General features: G+C 35.9%; 14 protein-coding genes and 1 other annotated feature. All 14 genes read right to left on the minus strand.

Features of this window, described 5'->3' with window-relative positions; all coding sequences use genetic code 11:
• Nucleotides 1-7: 7 nt before the first annotated feature.
• On the minus strand, nucleotides 8-511 hold the full coding sequence (gene infC / locus DCE79_RS13225; RefSeq protein WP_108713506.1) for a translation initiation factor IF-3: 504 nt from the start codon (nucleotides 509-511) through the stop codon (nucleotides 8-10).
• A gap of 118 nt (nucleotides 512-629) precedes the next feature.
• Nucleotides 630-776 (minus strand) — a sequence feature (ribosomal protein L20 leader region).
• A gap of 155 nt (nucleotides 777-931) precedes the next feature.
• A complete protein-coding gene (gene thrS / locus DCE79_RS13230) occupies nucleotides 932-2863 on the minus strand; it encodes a threonine--tRNA ligase (protein ID WP_108713507.1) in 1932 nt (643 codons plus the stop codon).
• Nucleotides 2864-3232: 369 nt separating this feature from the next.
• Nucleotides 3233-4174 carry a primosomal protein DnaI gene (gene dnaI, locus DCE79_RS13235; protein WP_108713508.1) on the minus strand — a complete coding sequence of 314 codons (942 nt, stop codon included), beginning with the start codon at nucleotides 4172-4174 and terminating at the stop codon, nucleotides 3233-3235.
• A gap of 2 nt (nucleotides 4175-4176) precedes the next feature.
• Nucleotides 4177-5553 carry a replication initiation and membrane attachment family protein gene (locus DCE79_RS13240; RefSeq protein WP_108713509.1) on the minus strand — a complete coding sequence of 459 codons (1377 nt, stop codon included), beginning with the start codon at nucleotides 5551-5553 and terminating at the stop codon, nucleotides 4177-4179.
• Between the two features lie 19 nt (nucleotides 5554-5572).
• Nucleotides 5573-6040: a transcriptional regulator NrdR gene (nrdR, locus tag DCE79_RS13245; protein ID WP_108713510.1), complete on the minus strand. Its 468-nt coding sequence runs from the start codon at nucleotides 6038-6040 to the stop codon at nucleotides 5573-5575.
• A 195-nt stretch (nucleotides 6041-6235) separates the two neighbouring features.
• Entirely contained in the window at nucleotides 6236-7255 is a 1020-nt protein-coding gene (locus tag DCE79_RS13250; protein ID WP_108713511.1) for a glyceraldehyde-3-phosphate dehydrogenase, read from the minus strand.
• A gap of 228 nt (nucleotides 7256-7483) precedes the next feature.
• A complete protein-coding gene (gene coaE, locus DCE79_RS13255) occupies nucleotides 7484-8083 on the minus strand; it encodes a dephospho-CoA kinase (RefSeq protein ID WP_108713512.1) in 600 nt (199 codons plus the stop codon).
• A gap of 13 nt (nucleotides 8084-8096) precedes the next feature.
• Complete coding sequence (mutM, locus tag DCE79_RS13260) at nucleotides 8097-8969, minus strand: bifunctional DNA-formamidopyrimidine glycosylase/DNA-(apurinic or apyrimidinic site) lyase (protein ID WP_108713513.1); 873 nt, start codon at nucleotides 8967-8969, stop codon at nucleotides 8097-8099.
• Between the two features lie 12 nt (nucleotides 8970-8981).
• Nucleotides 8982-11609 (minus strand): DNA polymerase I, encoded by a 2628-nt coding sequence (gene polA / locus DCE79_RS13265; protein ID WP_108713514.1) that lies wholly within the window; start codon nucleotides 11607-11609, stop codon nucleotides 8982-8984.
• Between the two features lie 193 nt (nucleotides 11610-11802).
• Nucleotides 11803-13476, minus strand: coding sequence for a methyl-accepting chemotaxis protein (locus DCE79_RS13270; RefSeq protein WP_108713515.1), 1674 nt, complete (start codon nucleotides 13474-13476; stop codon nucleotides 11803-11805).
• A gap of 68 nt (nucleotides 13477-13544) precedes the next feature.
• A complete protein-coding gene (locus tag DCE79_RS13275) occupies nucleotides 13545-14711 on the minus strand; it encodes an ATP-grasp domain-containing protein (protein WP_108713516.1) in 1167 nt (388 codons plus the stop codon).
• 339 nt (nucleotides 14712-15050) lie between these two features.
• Complete coding sequence (locus DCE79_RS13280; RefSeq protein WP_108713517.1) at nucleotides 15051-15491, minus strand: DNA polymerase I; 441 nt, start codon at nucleotides 15489-15491, stop codon at nucleotides 15051-15053.
• Nucleotides 15492-15648: 157 nt separating this feature from the next.
• Nucleotides 15649-16710, minus strand: a complete 1062-nt coding sequence (gene hflC, locus DCE79_RS13285; protein ID WP_108713518.1) for a protease modulator HflC — start codon at nucleotides 16708-16710, stop codon at nucleotides 15649-15651.
• The gene (gene hflK, locus DCE79_RS13290) at nucleotides 16710-17675 is read right to left on the minus strand and encodes an FtsH protease activity modulator HflK (protein ID WP_199912332.1); all 966 of its coding nucleotides are present in this window, start codon (nucleotides 17673-17675) and stop codon (nucleotides 16710-16712) included. The genes hflC and hflK overlap by 1 nt, the downstream gene beginning before the upstream one ends.
• Nucleotides 17676-17895: the final 220 nt, after the last annotated feature.

A 17895-nucleotide genomic window follows, 5' to 3' on the forward strand; every position in this document is an offset into this window, starting at 1 on the left:
GAAAAAATTATTTCTCATTCTTCGGTTGAAGAACTAAGAACATGCTACGGCCTTCCATCTTCGGTTTTTGTTCAACCGTAGACACTTCAGCACAAGCTTCAGCAAAACGATCTAACACACGTTGACCAATTTCTTTGTGTGTAATTGCACGACCTTTAAAACGAATACTCGCTTTAACTTTGTCACCTTTTTCAAGGAACTTGATGCCGTTACGTAATTTCGTTTGGAAATCATGTTCATCGATTGTTGGGCTCAGACGAACCTCTTTCATAACGATGACTTTAGAATTTTTGCGAATATCACGGTCTTTTTTTTGCTGTTCGAACTTAAATTTACCATAGTCCATAATACGAGCGACTGGTGGTTTGGCTTGAGGGGCCACAAGGACAAGATCCAAGTTAACACGGGTAGCAATCTCAAGCGCTTCGGTACGTGTTTTAAGACCTAGCTGATCACCATTATGGTCGATTAGACGAAGTTCACGTGCGCGAATGCCTTCGTTTACATACATGTCTTTGCTAATAATAATCCACCTCCAAGAGTGTGTCGCGAATACATGCTTTGGTGTAAAGTATAACCCGGTCGAACGGTACAACTCAGCGTTATGTCCATACTTTCTTTTCGTTTTATACAAACAAAAAGGACGGACATTTGAGATGTCCGCCCGCTATATGTGCATACGCGTACAAGCGTAAAACAATTCAACGTGTCTATACCTGGTCGTAACTTATAAAAGCACTTGTCAGGTGAGAAGCGGGCAGCCTCTACTTTCAAAATTTGTATTCATAACTTAAATAATCTTAACACGTCTTATATAAACCGTCAACTGTTTTATTTACTTTTTAAACTTAAAAGATACATAGTTTTATTTCGTAACAAACAAATCCTCTATTCAGTAACTATATACTGAATAGAGGATTTGTTCTTTATATTACTTAGTAGCTTCTGCTTTGATGTTCGCTAAGAATTCATCGAAGCTAATTGTTTCTGAATCTTTAGAGCCATAACGACGAATATTTACGCTTGCCTCTGCAACTTCTTTGTCCCCTAAAACTAACATGTAAGGAATTTTTTGCATTTGTGCTTCGCGGATTTTATAACCTAATTTTTCTTCACGGTCATCCATTTCTACACGAATACCAGCTGCAACTAATTTTTCTTGTACTTCACGCGCATAATCGTAGTGCACTGAATTTGATACTGGAATAATAGTCGCTTGAACTGGTGCTAACCAAGTTGGGAAGGCACCTTTATATTCTTCGATTAAGAAGGCTACAAAACGTTCCATTGTTGATACAACACCGCGGTGAATTACTACTGGGCGTTGCGGTTGACCATCTTCACCAATGTAAGAAAGGTCAAAGCGTTGTGGTAATAAGAAATCAAGTTGAGCAGTTGATAAAGTTTCTTCTTTACCAATTGCAGTTTTCACTTGTACATCTAATTTCGGTCCGTAGAACGCTGCTTCATCTTCTGCTTCGAAGTAGTCTAAGCCAAGCTCATCCATTGCTTCTTTTAGCATGCGTTGTGCAGTTTCCCACATTTCATCATCATCGAAGTATTTCTCTTTGTTGTTCGGGTCACGGTAAGATAAACGGAATGAGTAGTCTGTTAAATCAAAGTCTTTGTATACATCTAAAATTAATTCTACTACTTTTTTGAATTCCGATTTAATTTGGTCTGGGCGTACGAAAATATGTGCGTCATTTAGAGTCATCCCACGTACACGTTGTAACCCTGAAACTGCTCCAGACATTTCGTAACGGTGCATTGTACCAAGTTCTGCGATACGTAATGGTAAATGACGATAAGAGTGTAAGCCGTTTTTGAATACCATCATATGGTGAGGACAGTTCATTGGACGTAATACTAATGTTTCGTTGTCCATTTCCATTGGAGGGAACATGCCGTCTTGATAATGATCCCAGTGACCAGAAGTTTCATATAATTTTTTAGAACCAAGTACTGGTGTGTAAACGTGTTTGTAACCTAAAGCTAATTCTTTATCTACGATATAACGCTCAATAGTACGACGGATTGTTGCACCGTTTGGTAACCATAATGGTAAACCTTGACCTACAGTTTGAGAAGTCATGAAAAGTTCTAATTCTTTACCGATTTTTCGGTGATCACGCTCTTTTGCTTCTTCAAGCATTTGAATATGGTGTTTTAATTCATCTTTAGTGAAGAAGGCTGTACCGTAAATACGTTGTAACATTTTATTGTCTGAGTTCCCGCGCCAGTAAGCACCCGCTAAAGATAATAGTTTAAACTCTTTTAATTTACCTGTAGATGGTACGTGTACCCCACGGCAAAGGTCGAAGAAATCACCTTGATAGTAGATTGACACTTGGTCATCTGCTGGGATGGCTTCAAGTAGTTCTAATTTGTACTCGTCGCCCACTTCTTCGTAAATTTTTTGTGCTTCATCACGAGAAACATTTTTACGATCGATTTCGATGTTTTCAGCAATGATTTTTTTCATTTCTTTTTCGATTGCTGGTAAATCTTCCGCTGTAATTGGTGTTGGCGAATCGATATCATAGTAGAAACCTGAATCGATTACTGGACCGATACCTAATTTTACATCTGGGTATAGACGTTTTACTGCTTGTGCTGTTAAGTGAGCAGTTGAGTGACGTAGAATTTCTAAGCCCTCAGGAGATTTATTTGTAATAATCTCGATAGCACCGTCTTCTTCGATACCTGTTTTTGCATCGATTAAAGTGCCGTTAATTTTACCAGCTAATGTTGATTTTTTAAGACCTGGGCTAATTGAACCTGCAACATCTAAAGTTGAAGTTCCTTTAGCAAATTCCTTTACTGCGCCATCTGGGAATGTTAATTGAATCATTTCTGACATGTTGTTTTCCTCCTTTTATTTTTGGTGGGCAATTTCAGGCAAAATAAAAAGCACCGTCCCTACAAAGGGACGATGCTGTATGCTCGTGGTGCCACCCTTCTTCCTTCTCACAAATGTGAAATAGAAGCTCTAGGTCAGTTAACGTACTGAGAAACGATGATGGATTCGCCCCATCACTGCTCCAAGGTAGTAAAGTTGAACGCTTATGCTAGGAAGCTTGCAGCCATGACTTCCCTCTCTAAAAAGCTAGTTCGTTAAACTTGTTATCCTCTTCAAAGCATTTACATTTAAATTGTTGTAATTACGTTCAAAGTATACGCTCGTTTTTTATGAAATGCAACTATGAATAAAAGAAATTTTTTTCATAATTTAATTTCGGCGGTTAACTCCGTCCAATTGAACCGGAGTCGTTACCGCTTTAATACGTTCCATAATTCGAGCAGCCTTCATCGGTTCATTATCGCCTTTTTGCGATTGCTTTAAATGATTTTCTAATCCATTATATTCAAAATTCGATGTTATAAATGTCGGTAACTCTTCACTCATACGGTAGTGTAAAATCGTACCTAAAATTTCATCACGTGTCCATGATGACATCGTTTCAGCACCAATATCATCGAGCATCAGTACAGGTGCTTTTTTTACATAATCGATTTTTTCATTTAATGTATTATCACCAATCGCATTTTTCATTTCACGTAAAAATTCAGGTACAAATACAACAACAGAACGAACTTTTAAGCTAGCCAATTCATTTGCAATTGCACCCAATACAAAAGATTTTCCTACCCCGAATTCTCCATAAATATAAAAACCTTTTTTAGGTAGCTCACCCGTCAGTTTATATTCAGCAACAAATTCAGCAGCTAAATTTGCAATTTTAATTCGTGAACTTGTATTAATCGATAAATCTTTAATAGTAGCTTTTAATACGTCTTTCGGCATATGCATACTTGAAATCATATTCGCCACTTCACGGCGCTCATCTTCACGCATTTTTTGTTCACAAGGCACGTAGGAAATATCAATTACGTTTCGTGTAATATAAAGTGTCGGAACATAGCCTTTTAATAAATTCGTACACGATTTCGTATTACCACATCCACAACAACTTGTAGCTTGATTGATATATTCATAAAGCTTCGGCAAACTAATATCGACCATCTCTTTTGTTACTTGATCCTCATGCTCTTTTAAAAATTGCTGTACTTTTGGATGCTCGATTGTTTCACGGCGCATCTTTTCAAAACGTTCTTCAAACGAAGGCATTCTTTTTTTTATTTCATTTAATTGATTGTTAATCGGTTCGATTGTTATTCACCTACCCCATCATGTTGTCCAAGTTTTTTTAAGATTTTTAAGCGTTCCTTTTCAAAATCGATACCTTCTTCTGGTTCAGGCTCTTTTTTTTCATGTCGTTTATAAAACCAATCTGGTACTTGTTCATCTCGCCCATTTTTCCGGTTGTATGAAGACTTTTTCGTCGGCTGTGTCGTATTTGGTTGTTTTACTGTTGTACTTTCTTGCTTCCACTGTGCATATTTATCGCGTTCTTGTCGCGCTAAATCCATTGCCTCTTTTGCTGTATTTAACTGCTTACGATTCCAGTGGTCTGCAATTCTTTCAACATAATTTTTAGGCAATTTCATGTCTGTTGATAGCATCACGTATTCTAATAAAACATTGACTACCCCAATTGGCATACTATATTTCACCACTAAATCTTCGGCAATTTGAATTGTTGAGGGAATCGGTTCTTTCCCGTTATTTACATCACGTAATACTTGGACAGGTGGTGTCGTTTCTAAATATTGAAGCAACTCCTGCTCTTTTGTTAAATTCTCTTTCGTGATAATATGCTGCTTTGGTTCAAATGTTTTCTGTAATGTTGGAGCCTCAGTAGAAATCGTTAATTTATAATAATCTGCAGCTGCTTTTTTTAAACGCTCTGTCGTTAACTTATTGTGGTCATCCAGTGCTGAAATAACAACCTTTTGCATTTGCAAAGGTGTTAATTGATACATGAATGCAAGCTTCGCAATTGTTTCTTTCGCTTGAATCGTTAAAGCCGCACTTGGTATTAATTGTTCGGAAAGACCCGCTTTTAATAAGTTGAAATCAAATTGTTCAAAATAAAACGGATAATCCGATGTTTTCTTATGTGTTTCATCATAGTCATCGGTTGGTAAGCTCATATTCACTGGGCGATAGACATCGACAAATGAGCGTGTCACTTCTTCAAAGTTCTCTTTACTTTTCTTAGTTAAAAAGCGTTGACGGAGTTTACGATAAGAAGCCTCCCCAATTTTACTAAATAAAAACATCGATAATAGCGGATCTTTAAAAAATTGCGGTGCATCCAGTGGTCGAACAAGCTCATAAATAAAGTGGCGGCTCGTATTTTCGTCTTTTCGCCATGTGCTTAATAAGCCAATTGCCTCGAGTGCAATACGTGCTTCAAACACTTTTTTTAATGGCATCGACAGCACATTCATCAAATAATAATGCGTTAATTGCTGTGGTGAATGACTTTCCGCTTCGGCCCATAATGTTAAATAAAGACTAATTGGCTCTGGACCTGTTAATGGCTGATAAAAAAGCGTTATTAATTGACGTTCATTTGTAGATAAGGCATGAGGGAGCGTTATTTCAAAATGATCCGTAGGCTGTAATTCATTAAAGTGAACCATTTTTTATCTCCCCTCCTTGTTATTTTTCATTTGATTGACGGGTCATAATTTCTTTTAACTCTTCAATAAATACCGTAATGTCTTTAAATTGACGGTAAACAGATGCAAAGCGTACGTAAGCAACTTCATCTACTTTCGCTAAATGATCCATTACCATTTCACCAACATCTTCAGAACGCACTTCTGCATTCCCTATACGACGTAGCTCTTTTTCGATATCAAAAACAATTTCTTCTAATTGTTCTAATGGAACTGGACGCTTTTCGCATGCACGAATCAAACCTCGAAGCACCTTCTCGCGGCTAAACTCTTCTCGAGAACCTTCTTTTTTCACAACGATTAAAGGTGTTTCTTCTATTTTTTCGAATGTAGTAAATCGGAAACTGCAAGATTCGCACTCACGACGTCTACGAATTTCTTTATTATCATCAACAGGTCTTGAATCTACAACACGTGTTCCATTGTATTGACAAGCTGGACATCTCATATTTTTGTTCTCCTGATCTGTTAGTATAAATGTATTATAACAAAAACAACGCACATGAAATAGTGATTCCGCGCGCGTTCGTATGTTTTAAAAATTTTCGCTTTCAAATTATAGTGCCCACGCTATTTTAATGCAATAGAAAAAAGCCTTTTACAGAAACAAAACACTTCTGAAAAGGCCTTTTCAAATACCAAATTATGCGTTAACTATTGCTAACTCATTCGCAATTTTAGTCGCTAAATCTACTACACGTGCAGAGTAACCCCACTCGTTGTCATACCAAGCGATTACTTTTACTTTACGGTCACCTAAAACGATTGTTGATAAGCCGTCAACTGTAGATGAGAATGTTGTTGTGTTGTAATCTGAAGATACTAATGGCTCCATATTGAAGTTTAAAATACCATTCATTTTACCTTCAGCTGCTTTCTTAAATGCAGCATTTACTTCTTCTACAGTCACGTCACGCTCTAAGTCTACAACTAAATCAACTAACGAAACATTCGGAGTTGGTACACGTAATGCCATACCGTGAATTTTGCCATCTAATTCTGGTAGTACTAAACGCAAAGCTTTTGCAGCACCAGTCGAAGTTGGGATAATTGACGATGCACAGTTACGCGCACGGCGTAAATCTTTGTGTGGGTTATCAATATTATTTTGATCATTTGTGTATGCATGAACTGTTGTCATTAAACCGTTTACGATACCAAATTCATCATTTAATACTTTTGCTACTGGAGCTAAGCAGTTTGTCGTACAAGATGCATTTGAAATAACATCATGCTTAGATAATTCTAATTTGTCGTCATTAACACCTAATACAACCGTAATATCTTCATTTTTACCTGGAGCGGTTAAAATAACTTTTTTTGCGCCAGCTTCTAAGTGCATTGCAGCTTTAGCACGATCATTGAATTTACCAGTAGCTTCGATTACGATATCTACGCCCATTTCAGCCCATGGTAATTTTAGTGGATCACGTTCGCTAACTAGCTCTACGCGGTTACCATTTACAATTAAAGCACCTTCAGTAGCTTCAACAGTACCTGGGAACACGCCATGATTTGTGTCATACTTAATTAAATGTGCTAACGTTTCAGCTGGGTAGCTTGCATTTACTGCTACGATATTTACATTGCCGCGCATCATAGCTTGACGGAACACCATTCGACCAATACGGCCAAAACCATTAATTGCGATAGAAACTGTCATAATTATTTAAATCCTCCTAAGATTTCGATTCGTTTATTTTCATTTCTCGCACATTAGTATAGCACATTTTTTTAAAAGGTGAACATATTTAATATACATAATAAAAGTTATTATTTTCTGATAATAATCCTACTTAAATCTGTTAGAAAAAGAAAAAAGATTGTCCGAAATCATTCAGAACAATCTTTTAAATCTATGAGTAATCTATGTTAAATTTTACAAGTTTAATTAGTACTTCAACACATTCCACTCATATAAAATGTTTTGCAATTGTAATGCAGTTTGTTCTAATGTGCCGTTATTATTAATCACTGCGTCAGCGAATGATTCTTTTTGTTTTACTGGAATTTGAGTAGCAATACGAGCTCGTGCTTCCTGTTCAGTGAATCCGTTACGTACCATTAAACGTTCTAATTGTACTTCCTCTGATACAGAAACAACGATAATCTTTTCAACAAAATGTTCCAGCTTACTTTCAAATAATAATGGAATATCCATAAAGACATTTTTTTCACCATACGAAATGAACTCATCGCGTTGACGGATCATTTCTCCACGGATTGCTGGGTGGATAATGTCATTTAATTTTTTGCGCATCGTCTCATCATGAAAAATGATATTACCAACTTTCGCACGATCCATTGAACCATCTTCTGCGATCACTTCTTGTCCGAAGACTTCCGCAATTTTTCTTAATGTCTCACTGTCTGGTTCAACAACTTGGCGAGCTACTACATCTGCATCTACGATTGGTAACCCATATGACTGAATCATTTTCGCAACCGCACTTTTACCACTTGCTATACTTCCTGTTAATCCTATAATCACAACAAATTCCCCTTTACTGCTGGCACTGCGGGCAATACACCGATGTTCGACCACCGATGACCATTGACTCGGTCGCTGTGCCACATGTTAAGCATTGTTTTTTTCCGTACATTTTTAAGCGATGCTGCATCGAACCAGCGCCACCATTAATGCTTCGGTAGTCTGAAATCGTTGAGCCCCCTGAGTCGATGCTTTCTTGTAGCACATCACAAATCGTATGGAACAATCCAACTTTTTCCTCATCACTCACATCGTTGGTTTTACGTCCAGGATAAATCCCTGTTTTAAATAACGATTCCGTCGCATAAATATTGCCGCAACCTGAAATAACTTGGCCATCCATAATTACTTCTTTAATAGGTTTCTTCGCAAATTTCGGCTTTTCACTTTGCTTAATAAAAAAATCACAGGCATCATCATCAAACGGTTCTGGTGCCATTTTTAAAAGTGGCGGATGGTCAGCAATTTCTTTCATAAAACGTAACTCTCCAAAACGTCGAATATCTGAGTAAACAAGAAGCTCACCCGTTGTCAATGTGAAAATCGCATGAATGTGTTTTCGGAATTTATCCTCTGTAATTTCTGTTACATCCTGTACAACAAACCATGCCCCGCTCATTCCAAGGTGGTTCACTAAAACAAAGGGTTCTCCGTTTTTTTCTAGATGAAAAAATATATATTTGGAACGTCGTTGTAAATTTTGAATGGTCATATCCTTCAAAAGCTGCTCAAACTGATAAGGCTCGCTATTTTTAACAATCGCTTGCTTTCCTGCTTCATGCGAATTATAAACAACTTCCGACAAAGCCACTTGTGCAATGGTTTTCCCCTCAACAATCGGCTTCAGATCGCGAACGACACCTTCAACTTCTGGTAATTCTGGCATAAAAATTACTCCTTACTTTGCATCGTACCAAGTCGTGCCATATGAATAATCTACCTTTAACGGCACAATGAGTTCAATCGCATTTTCCATCACTTCTGGTACGATACGTTCTAAAATCTCAATTTCTTCTTTTGGTGCTTCAAAAATTAATTCATCGTGTACTTGTAATAATAATTTTGCTTGTAAGCCTTCTTTTTCAAGTCGAGCTGCCATATCAATCATCGCTTTTTTAATAATATCCGCAGCACTCCCTTGAATTGGCGTATTCATCGCTGTGCGTTCAGCAAAGCTACGTAAATTGAAGTTCGAATTCGTAATATCTGGTAAATAACGACGACGATTTAAGATAGTTGTCACATAACCTGTTTTCTTCGCATCTTCAATAATCGAATCCATATAATTTTTTACACCTGGGAAGCTTTGTAAATAGTTGTCAATAAACTTCGCGGCATCTTTACGTGTAATATCTAAGCTTTGTGATAAGCCGTAATCACTAATGCCGTAAACAATACCAAAGTTTACGGCTTTTGCTGTACGACGCATATTACTTGTAACTTCATCTGCTTCAACACCAAATACGTCCATCGCTGTACGTGTATGAATATCCATGCCATGTTTAAATGCATCGACAAGCGCATCGTCTTCACACATATGTGCTAGCACGCGTAATTCGATTTGTGAATAATCGGCTGAAAATAATATCCAGTCTTTTTTTGATGGTACAAATGCTTGACGAATTTTCCGACCTTCTTCTAAACGAATCGGGATGTTTTGTAGATTTGGGTCCGTTGAGCTTAAGCGACCTGTTGCTGTTAATGCTTGTTGGAAACGCGTATGCACTTTTGAATCTTCAGGGTGCACTTCCTTTGTTAGTCCTTCGATGTATGTCGATTGTAATTTTGCTAATGTACGATACGATAAAATATGTTTTACGATATCATGCTTATATTGCAGCTTTTCTAATACATCAGCCGCAGTCGAATAACCTGTTTTCGTTTTTTTAATTACAGGTAGGCCCAATTTATCAAATAAAATAACCCCTAGTTGCTTCGGTGAATTGATGTTAAAAGTTTCCCCTGCTAGCTCATAAATCGTTGCTTCCATGACTGTAAGCTTTTCTTTTAACTCGTCGCCCATTTTCTCTAGTGTATCGACATTTGCTGTAATGCCTTCACTTTCCATCTTGCCTAAAATATGTGCAAGGGGTAGCTCTAGTTCTTTATAAAGTTCGAACTGTTCATTTACTTTTAACTTTTCTTCTAATACAGGTTGTAACTTCCAAACTGCTACTGCTTTACGGCTTACATGCTCCGCCAAGGCATCCGCTGTTGGTAATGCCCATTTTGCACCCTTACCATACACGGCTTCATTTGTTTGCACGTCTTGATAACCAAACTCTTTTGCAAGGGTTGCCACATCATCACCTGAAATAGATGGCTTTAAAATATAAGAAGCTAATAATAAATCAAACTCAACACCCTTCAATTCTATATCGAGGCGCTGAAGCATTGCTTGTGTTGCTTTACTATCAACCATGTATTTTTTCTTCGTGTCATCTTGTAGCCATTTCTTTAACACTTCATTGTTAAGTAGACCTTCAATTGTTGTGTAGACTGTTTTTTCGCCATCAGATAGCGCAAGTCCTAGAGCTTTACATGTATGATAATGTTCGTTTTCTAATTCTAAGTGAAGTGCCATCACATCTTGTAACATTTCTGCTGTAATTGCATCTACCGTATCAAACTTGAGTTCTGCTTGCTCTATTTGTTCTACTTCAAAGTCACTTTTTTCGATTAATGATTTGAAGCCAAGCTCTTTCCAAACTTCTACTAATTGCTCTTCATTTGGTCCTGCATAGGCTAAGTCCTCTAATGAAATCGTTAATGGCACCTCTGTATAAATGGTCGCTAATTTTTTCGATAAATGGGCTAGCTCTTCATTTTCAATAAGCTTTTCTTTCATTTTCGAAGCTTTCAATGATTCAACAACTTCGTATAAACCTTCCACAGTATGGTGCTCTTTTAGTAATTTGATGGCCGTTTTTTCACCAACACCGGGAACGCCTGGAATATTATCTGATTGATCGCCCATTAAGCCCTTCATATCAATAATTTGCACGGGTGTTAAACCGTATTTTTCTTCAATATGTGCGGGTGTATATTTTTCAATATCAGTAATCCCTTTACGCGTAATATAAACCGTTACATCATCCGTAGCGAGTTGCGTTAAGTCTTTATCACCTGACACGATGATGACTTCAGTACCTTCTTTTGCCGCTTGTTTCGCTAATGTCCCGATAATATCATCGGCTTCATATAGAGCAAGCTCATAACGTTTTATATTATAGGCATCGATTAATTTTCGAATATAAGGAAATTGCTCCGATAACTCTGGTGGTGTTTTTTGGCGCCCACCTTTATATTCGCCATACGTTTCGTGTCGAAAAGTCGTTTTTCCCGCGTCAAACGCAACGAGCATTTGTGTTGGGTTTTCTTCACCGATAATTTTTTGTAACATCGTCGTAAACCCATAAGTTGCGTTCGTATGGATTCCGCTGTCATTCGTCAGTAGCGGCAACGCAAAAAATGCGCGATATGCTAAACTGTTGCCGTCTAATAATAGTAACTTTTGTTTTGTCATGCTTGTTCCTCCAATAATTAGAATTCCTAAATACACATATATGTTCGGTTTTTTATTCTCTTTCTACTTTAGCGATAATTGCAATGAATTGCCAATAGAAACGTAATTTCTGAAGTAAAACTCTCTACTTATTTAAAATAAAAAGATCTAGATGTATGCAACTTGGCATAATCTAGATCTTTTTAAATATTTATTAGATTTTAAAATGATTAATTTGTCCTTTTAACTTAACAATCATTTGATTTAATTCTGTTGAAATGCTTAACATTTCTTCGGAAGAAGCCGTTTGTTCTTCCATTGAAGCTGCAATACTTTGAGAATGCTCATTTGATTCTTCGAGAGACTGTACTGTCGCATTGGTTGTTTCAAGCATTTGATGAGAACCTGCTGCTATTTCTTGTAACGTGAATGTTACGTTTTGGATTTCATTTTTCATATCATCTACTAAATTTGAAATCGTACTAAATGTTTCACCTGCCGAATAAATCGTAACGCTCTCCTGCTCGATTTTCGTTACTACATTATTAATTGCAAGTACTGATTCGTTTGAGTCTTTTTGCATTTCATTAATTAGTATTGTAATATTGCTCGCTGAATTGGCGGATTGCTCAGCTAACGAACGAATTTCAGCTGCTACTACAGCAAACCCTTTACCATATTCACCAGCTCGAGCTGCTTCAATTGCTGCGTTTAGTGCAAGTAAGTTAATTTGGTCTGAAATATTTGAAATAATTTTCGTAATTTGACTTACTTCCGAGGAACGACTATTCATCTGTTCAGTTTTCGCTAATGACATTTTGGCAGTTTCATTAATTATTTCAATACCTGCAACAGATTTTTGAATCACTTTATTACCTTGCATAGCAACAGTTGTTGCATTCACTGCCTCATCCGAAACTAACTTTGTTACATTCGAAATATCTGCAATTTGTGCTGTGATATGTTCTACCGCCACACGATTTTGTGTAGCCCCTGCTGTAATTAGCTCCGTATTCGAAGCAATTTCTTGAATTGCACTTGAAACTTGGTTGGATGCAATTGTTAATTGTTCTACACTTTGTTTTAGTGTAGATGACCCTTCTTCTACATGATCACTAGTTTCCGTTACATGTTGAATTGTATCCCTTAACTGTATTTGCATGTTGGAGAAACCATTCGCTAGACGGCCAATTTCATCATTACCGTGAACATCTAATTGTTTTGATAAATCACCTTGTGCCACAATTTCAGTATGGTCTACAAGTTTTGTTAAAGGATTAACAATACGTTTCGAAACGATATAAGCTATAATTGCGCCTGTAATTGTTGCCACAATAACTAAAGTGAGAATAATTTTTATTAGTAAATTATTTAAATCGTCAATAAAGTCCGCATCCGCATCCAACCCTAATACTGAATCCGTTCCTGGAATCTGTAAAAATGTTGATTTATGCTTACCATAATCATCTTCATAAATTTCACTAACAACCATGTTTGTCGTATTTAGTGCTGCTGTCTGGTCTGCTGTGAAATCAAGTGGTGATAAATACTCATCCGCATTTCCTAATACTAAAATAACTTCTTTGTTATCAACCTTACTCATAATATAAGCATTTTCCATATCAAACTCGTTTTGGAAATCCGTTGTAATAGTCTCTAACTCTTTATATGCATCTGCATTATTTTTTGCATCATTTACTAAATCCGTATCATATAAAGCGCTGAATTTCTCCATACTTAACTCTAAATTTTGATTATATTGCGGAATAATTTTAGATTCGATTAAATGACTTGAAACAAGGAATAGAATTGTACTAAATACAATACTAAGTACAATAATTGGTAGTAAAATCCCTAATAATATTTTAGCCTTTACTGTTTTAAACATTTTTAATGCTCTATAAAACAATGACAAATTGTTTTAACTGAGCAATCCCCCCAATTTATATATATATTTTATTCTTCAGTTAAAATTGTCTCTTTCTTTTCTACAAATTCCATAAAATCTAACGATAAAATATGTTCATTTTGTTCTAATGAATCACTACTGTAAAAAATTACAGCAAAAGTTGAACCACTTTCATATGGAATATGTCGATATTCTAAAATATGAGGAAATTGTTCTTTTAATAAATCATGACGCACTATGTATCGATCATCAATCTTTATATCTGTATCAAACTCTGCACATGTAAAGCTATAAATTTTATCATCCATTGCATCTATTAATTGCGACCAATTTGGCTTTCTTTGCTCAAAAAAATAGCCATATGGATTGACACCATATGCAAAATCGCCCAATTCAGTTGTACCCGCTCCAGCAAAACGCAACGGATTCACCTCAATCGGTACAATGACTCCACGTTCGTCAATTCGAAGTTCAACATGAAGAGGCATTCTTTGTAATTCGAAGATGTTTCCAAGTTGTTTTAAATAATCCGTAATTGACGCTAAATAGTTTTGTAATACTTGCTTGCTCGTATAATAAATACGATCACTCATATCTTTTTCGTCTTTAAACATACGTGCAAATACATTTAATACAACCGGCTCATTGTTTTTATCAAAATAAAGGTCTACCGCAAACTCCTGCCCCTCAATATAACTTTCGATAATAAATGACTCACTATCCAGAACATCTTTTGTGTATTTCCCACTTAATTGTTGCATTGTTTCACCAAGTTCATTGACCACACTATTGAACTCGGTTACATTTCCAATGCGGTAAACGCCTACACTCGAATATCCAACTGAAGGTTTTAAGATGATTGGATAGGCCAACGCTTCCATATCAACATTACTTAATCCACTAATTGATGTTTCTAAAAAGAAAAAGTCGGGATAACTCTCGGCTAAGCGTTTTCTAAAAGCAATTTTATTTTTAAATAAATTCGCCATTTTTGTTACATGCGATTCAGCGTGATACTCATTCAAAATATTAAAGGCTTCCTCAGCATTCATAATTAGTAACTCTTCATCTTCAAAGACATTCACTAACCCTTGCTGACCGTTCGATTGTCCACCTAAAATTTCGTGTCGGTGAATATCACAAACTTTAATTTCTTTTTTAATTATAGTCTCTGCTAAAAGTGGAGACACATATGTCGTATCTAATAAAATCAATGCTTCAACTCCTATGTTTAAAAATATGAACAGTTAAAATTTCCCTATCGTTCCGAATGATATAGGTAATTTTACTTTCTATATATTATAAATTATATAACCTTATAACTATATATTATCCATTATACACAAATGATAATTTTTTTCCATCATTCCAAATAAATAAATCCAAAATATGTGAAAAAAGGCTTTTTTATTACCGATATTACTTCGTATTTGATTATTTTTTCAGAATAGTAAGTTTATATAGAATATCAAATTTATATTATATTTCTAACAATTTCTCTTCAACTATGTAAAAAAACCGTATAGAATTCACTTCCATACAGGTTTTAAGCATTATTTCATTCGATTTTTAAATTTAACAATCTGCACATTAGTTTTTTCTTCTTCATAAAAAATCTCTTCATATATAACCGTTAATAAAAAAGCATTCATAAAAGCAAACACACAATATAATGGCATACCACCTAAATTAAAATGCATTAGATGACGTGCAAACACTTCAACAAACCCAATTTGTGTAAAGAAGAAAATACTGCCGATGCCTACTTGCCAGATTGGACGCTTATCTTCTCGTTTATCAAACCAAAGTACTTTTTTAAATGAGTCACGTACGTCTTCCGCAATAAATAAGCTTACACCTAAAATAACTATAAATAATACTGGTATATGAAAAATTTCAGTTTTCATGAATTCAATATTGGATTGAACAAACAAGGCTGATACAGACGTCGCCATTATAAAAGCTATTAAACTGTTTTGAATCTTTCTACTCAAGCTAGACACTCCTTTAAAATGATACTAATTCTATTATATCAACAAAATATTATATTCCAGTAATATAAATTGAATTTTTCGTGAAGGTAAATTAATACAAAAAAGGAATCTGTATGTTTAACAAACAGATTCCTTACAAAGATTAAATTAAATTAGATTAATTTACTTGACCTGATAATAACTTTGCATATGGCGAATCAGATGGAATGATAAGAACCGTCTCGCCATTTATTGTTTTCTTGTACGATTCTAACGTTCTAAATAAACGATAAAACTCTGGATCTTTTGAATAGGCATTATTATAAATCTGAGCTGCCTCTGATTCTCCTTGCGCAAGGATGATGGCTGCTTCTTTTTTAGCCGTCGCAAGCATTACCTGCACTTCTTGATCTGTTTTGGCATCGCCTCTACTCTTTTCAGCATCCCCTTCAGATAAATACTTTTGGGCGATTGATTGGCGCTCAGACACCATACGAGTATAGACTGATTGTTCATTTTCCTGTGGTAAATCCGTTCGACGAATACGTACATCAACGACTTCAATCCCGAAATTCGCAGCTGTAATTAATTCATTCACAAGCTCTGTTACACGGTCATTAATATTCCCTCGCGAGGAATTTTTTTCATTAATAATGTCTTCATAATTCGTTTGACCAAACTCTGTACGAAGTGCTGAATAAATAAATTCTTCCATACGATTTTCGGCATTTAACAATTGACCTGCATTCGAAATTAATGCTTTTGGATCCGTCACTTTCCAAATCGTATAATTATCAATAATAATCCGCTTTTTGTCTTTTGTACTGATTTCTTCTTCTGTCATATCATGAGTCATTAAGTTACGTGGCAATGTTGTCACACTTTGTATAAAGGGAATTTTCATATGGAGACCCGGTTCCTTCTCAAACTTTACAACTTCCCCAAATTGACGAACAACCTTATATTCGTTTTCTTTGACAACATACAGATTAGCAAAGGCAATAAGAAGCGCTGCAAAAATGACCGTAATTACAATTACGGAAGCAACCCATTGCTTCATATTCATAGGCTTTTTGGTTTTATTAATTGTTTTTTTTGTTTGATTTGGCTCTTGCCCATTATTAGAAGGCTCTTGATCCGATGATACTTCCTTTACACTATTTTGCTCTTTCTTATTGCCAAATAGCTTTTTGATAAACGCATCTAAATCGCCATCGAAATTATTATTGTTATTGCTCATCAGTTTGAACTCCCTTCCTTCTTCGTTTCAGTCGAAGAATTCGTTTGCATTTGCTGAAGTGGTAAGTATTTCATTGTACCGTTCGCATCATCGTTCATAATATATACTTGTGCATTTGGTAGTACTGTTTCAAGTGTCTCTATCATTAGACGTTCACGCGTAATTTCTTTGTTTAAACGGTATTCTTCATATAGCTTATTAAATAGCGCGACCTCACCATTCGCTTGTTCAACCCGTGCTGCCTTTTCTCCTTCTGCCTTAGACTTGATGGCATCACGTTCACCAGCTGCTTCACTTAAGCGTTGATTTTGATATTTTTTAGTTTCATTGATTTTTGTACTTTTCATTTCACGTGCATCGGTAACCGCTGTAAAGGCAGCTCGAACCTCTGCATTAGGGACATCCACATCCTGAAGTTTAACGCCAACAATCCCTATCCCAATATCGTATTTTTCGATTAACGAGACAAGAAGTTCGCGTGTTTCTGCTTCAATATCTGCCTTACCATCCGTTAGTGCTTCATCAATTTTTGAACTTCCAATAACCGAACGAATGGCACTCGATGTTGCACTATGTAGAATGATTTTCGGCTCCTGTGAACTGAATAAATATTTTCTTGGATCCACAATACGCCATTGTACAACTAAGTCTGTTAATACAATGTACTCGTCACCTGTAATCATTTTTGTTTCTTTATCAAACGATTCTAACGTTCCATCTGCTTTCTGTTTATAGCCAAACTGTAAACTATATGTTTCCTTCGATAAAACTTCTGCTTTTTGAATAGGCCAAGGTAATTTGAAATGTAACCCTGGATCTTGAATCATATCATCTACTTGACCAAATGTAATGACCACCGCTTGTTCAGACTCATCTACCGTGTACCAAGATGTTGTTACAGCTATTAGTGCAATTACTGTAAATAATCCGAGACTGACAAATAATAACGTCCGCTTAACACTCATCATAAAGGACCCCCTACTTCATTTTAAAAACTCTCTACTTTACGTAGAGAACTTACAAAAAGTTTCATTTTTTACAAAAATAAAACGCAACTTATCCAAAATGGACAAACTGCGTCATAAATACTTTATTTCTTAACTATCTTCACTATTTTGAAACGGGGGTTTCTAGTAATTACTATAGCAGTTAAATTTATAGTTACTATTTCTGTATTGTAAAGAC

This window comes from Lysinibacillus sp. 2017, from assembly GCF_003073375.1.
Lineage (GTDB): Bacteria > Bacillota > Bacilli > Bacillales_A > Planococcaceae > Solibacillus.

Coding starts and splice junctions, on each gene's coding strand:
- infC (WP_108713506.1), bottom strand. CDS start 511: ATGTATGTAAACGAAGGCATTCGCGCACGTGAACTTCGTCTAATCGAC.
- thrS (WP_108713507.1), bottom strand. CDS start 2,863: ATGTCAGAAATGATTCAATTAACATTCCCAGATGGCGCAGTAAAGGAA.
- DCE79_RS13240 (WP_108713509.1), bottom strand. CDS start 5,553: ATGGTTCACTTTAATGAATTACAGCCTACGGATCATTTTGAAATAACG.
- nrdR (WP_108713510.1), bottom strand. CDS start 6,040: ATGAGATGTCCAGCTTGTCAATACAATGGAACACGTGTTGTAGATTCA.
- DCE79_RS13250 (WP_108713511.1), bottom strand. CDS start 7,255: ATGACAGTTTCTATCGCAATTAATGGTTTTGGCCGTATTGGTCGAATG.
- mutM (WP_108713513.1), bottom strand. CDS start 8,969: ATGCCAGAATTACCAGAAGTTGAAGGTGTCGTTCGCGATCTGAAGCCG.
- polA (WP_108713514.1), bottom strand. CDS start 11,609: ATGACAAAACAAAAGTTACTATTATTAGACGGCAACAGTTTAGCATAT.
- DCE79_RS13270 (WP_108713515.1), bottom strand. CDS start 13,476: ATGTTTAAAACAGTAAAGGCTAAAATATTATTAGGGATTTTACTACCA.
- hflC (WP_108713518.1), bottom strand. CDS start 16,710: ATGAGCAATAACAATAATAATTTCGATGGCGATTTAGATGCGTTTATC.
- hflK (WP_199912332.1), bottom strand. CDS start 17,675: ATGAGTGTTAAGCGGACGTTATTATTTGTCAGTCTCGGATTATTTACA.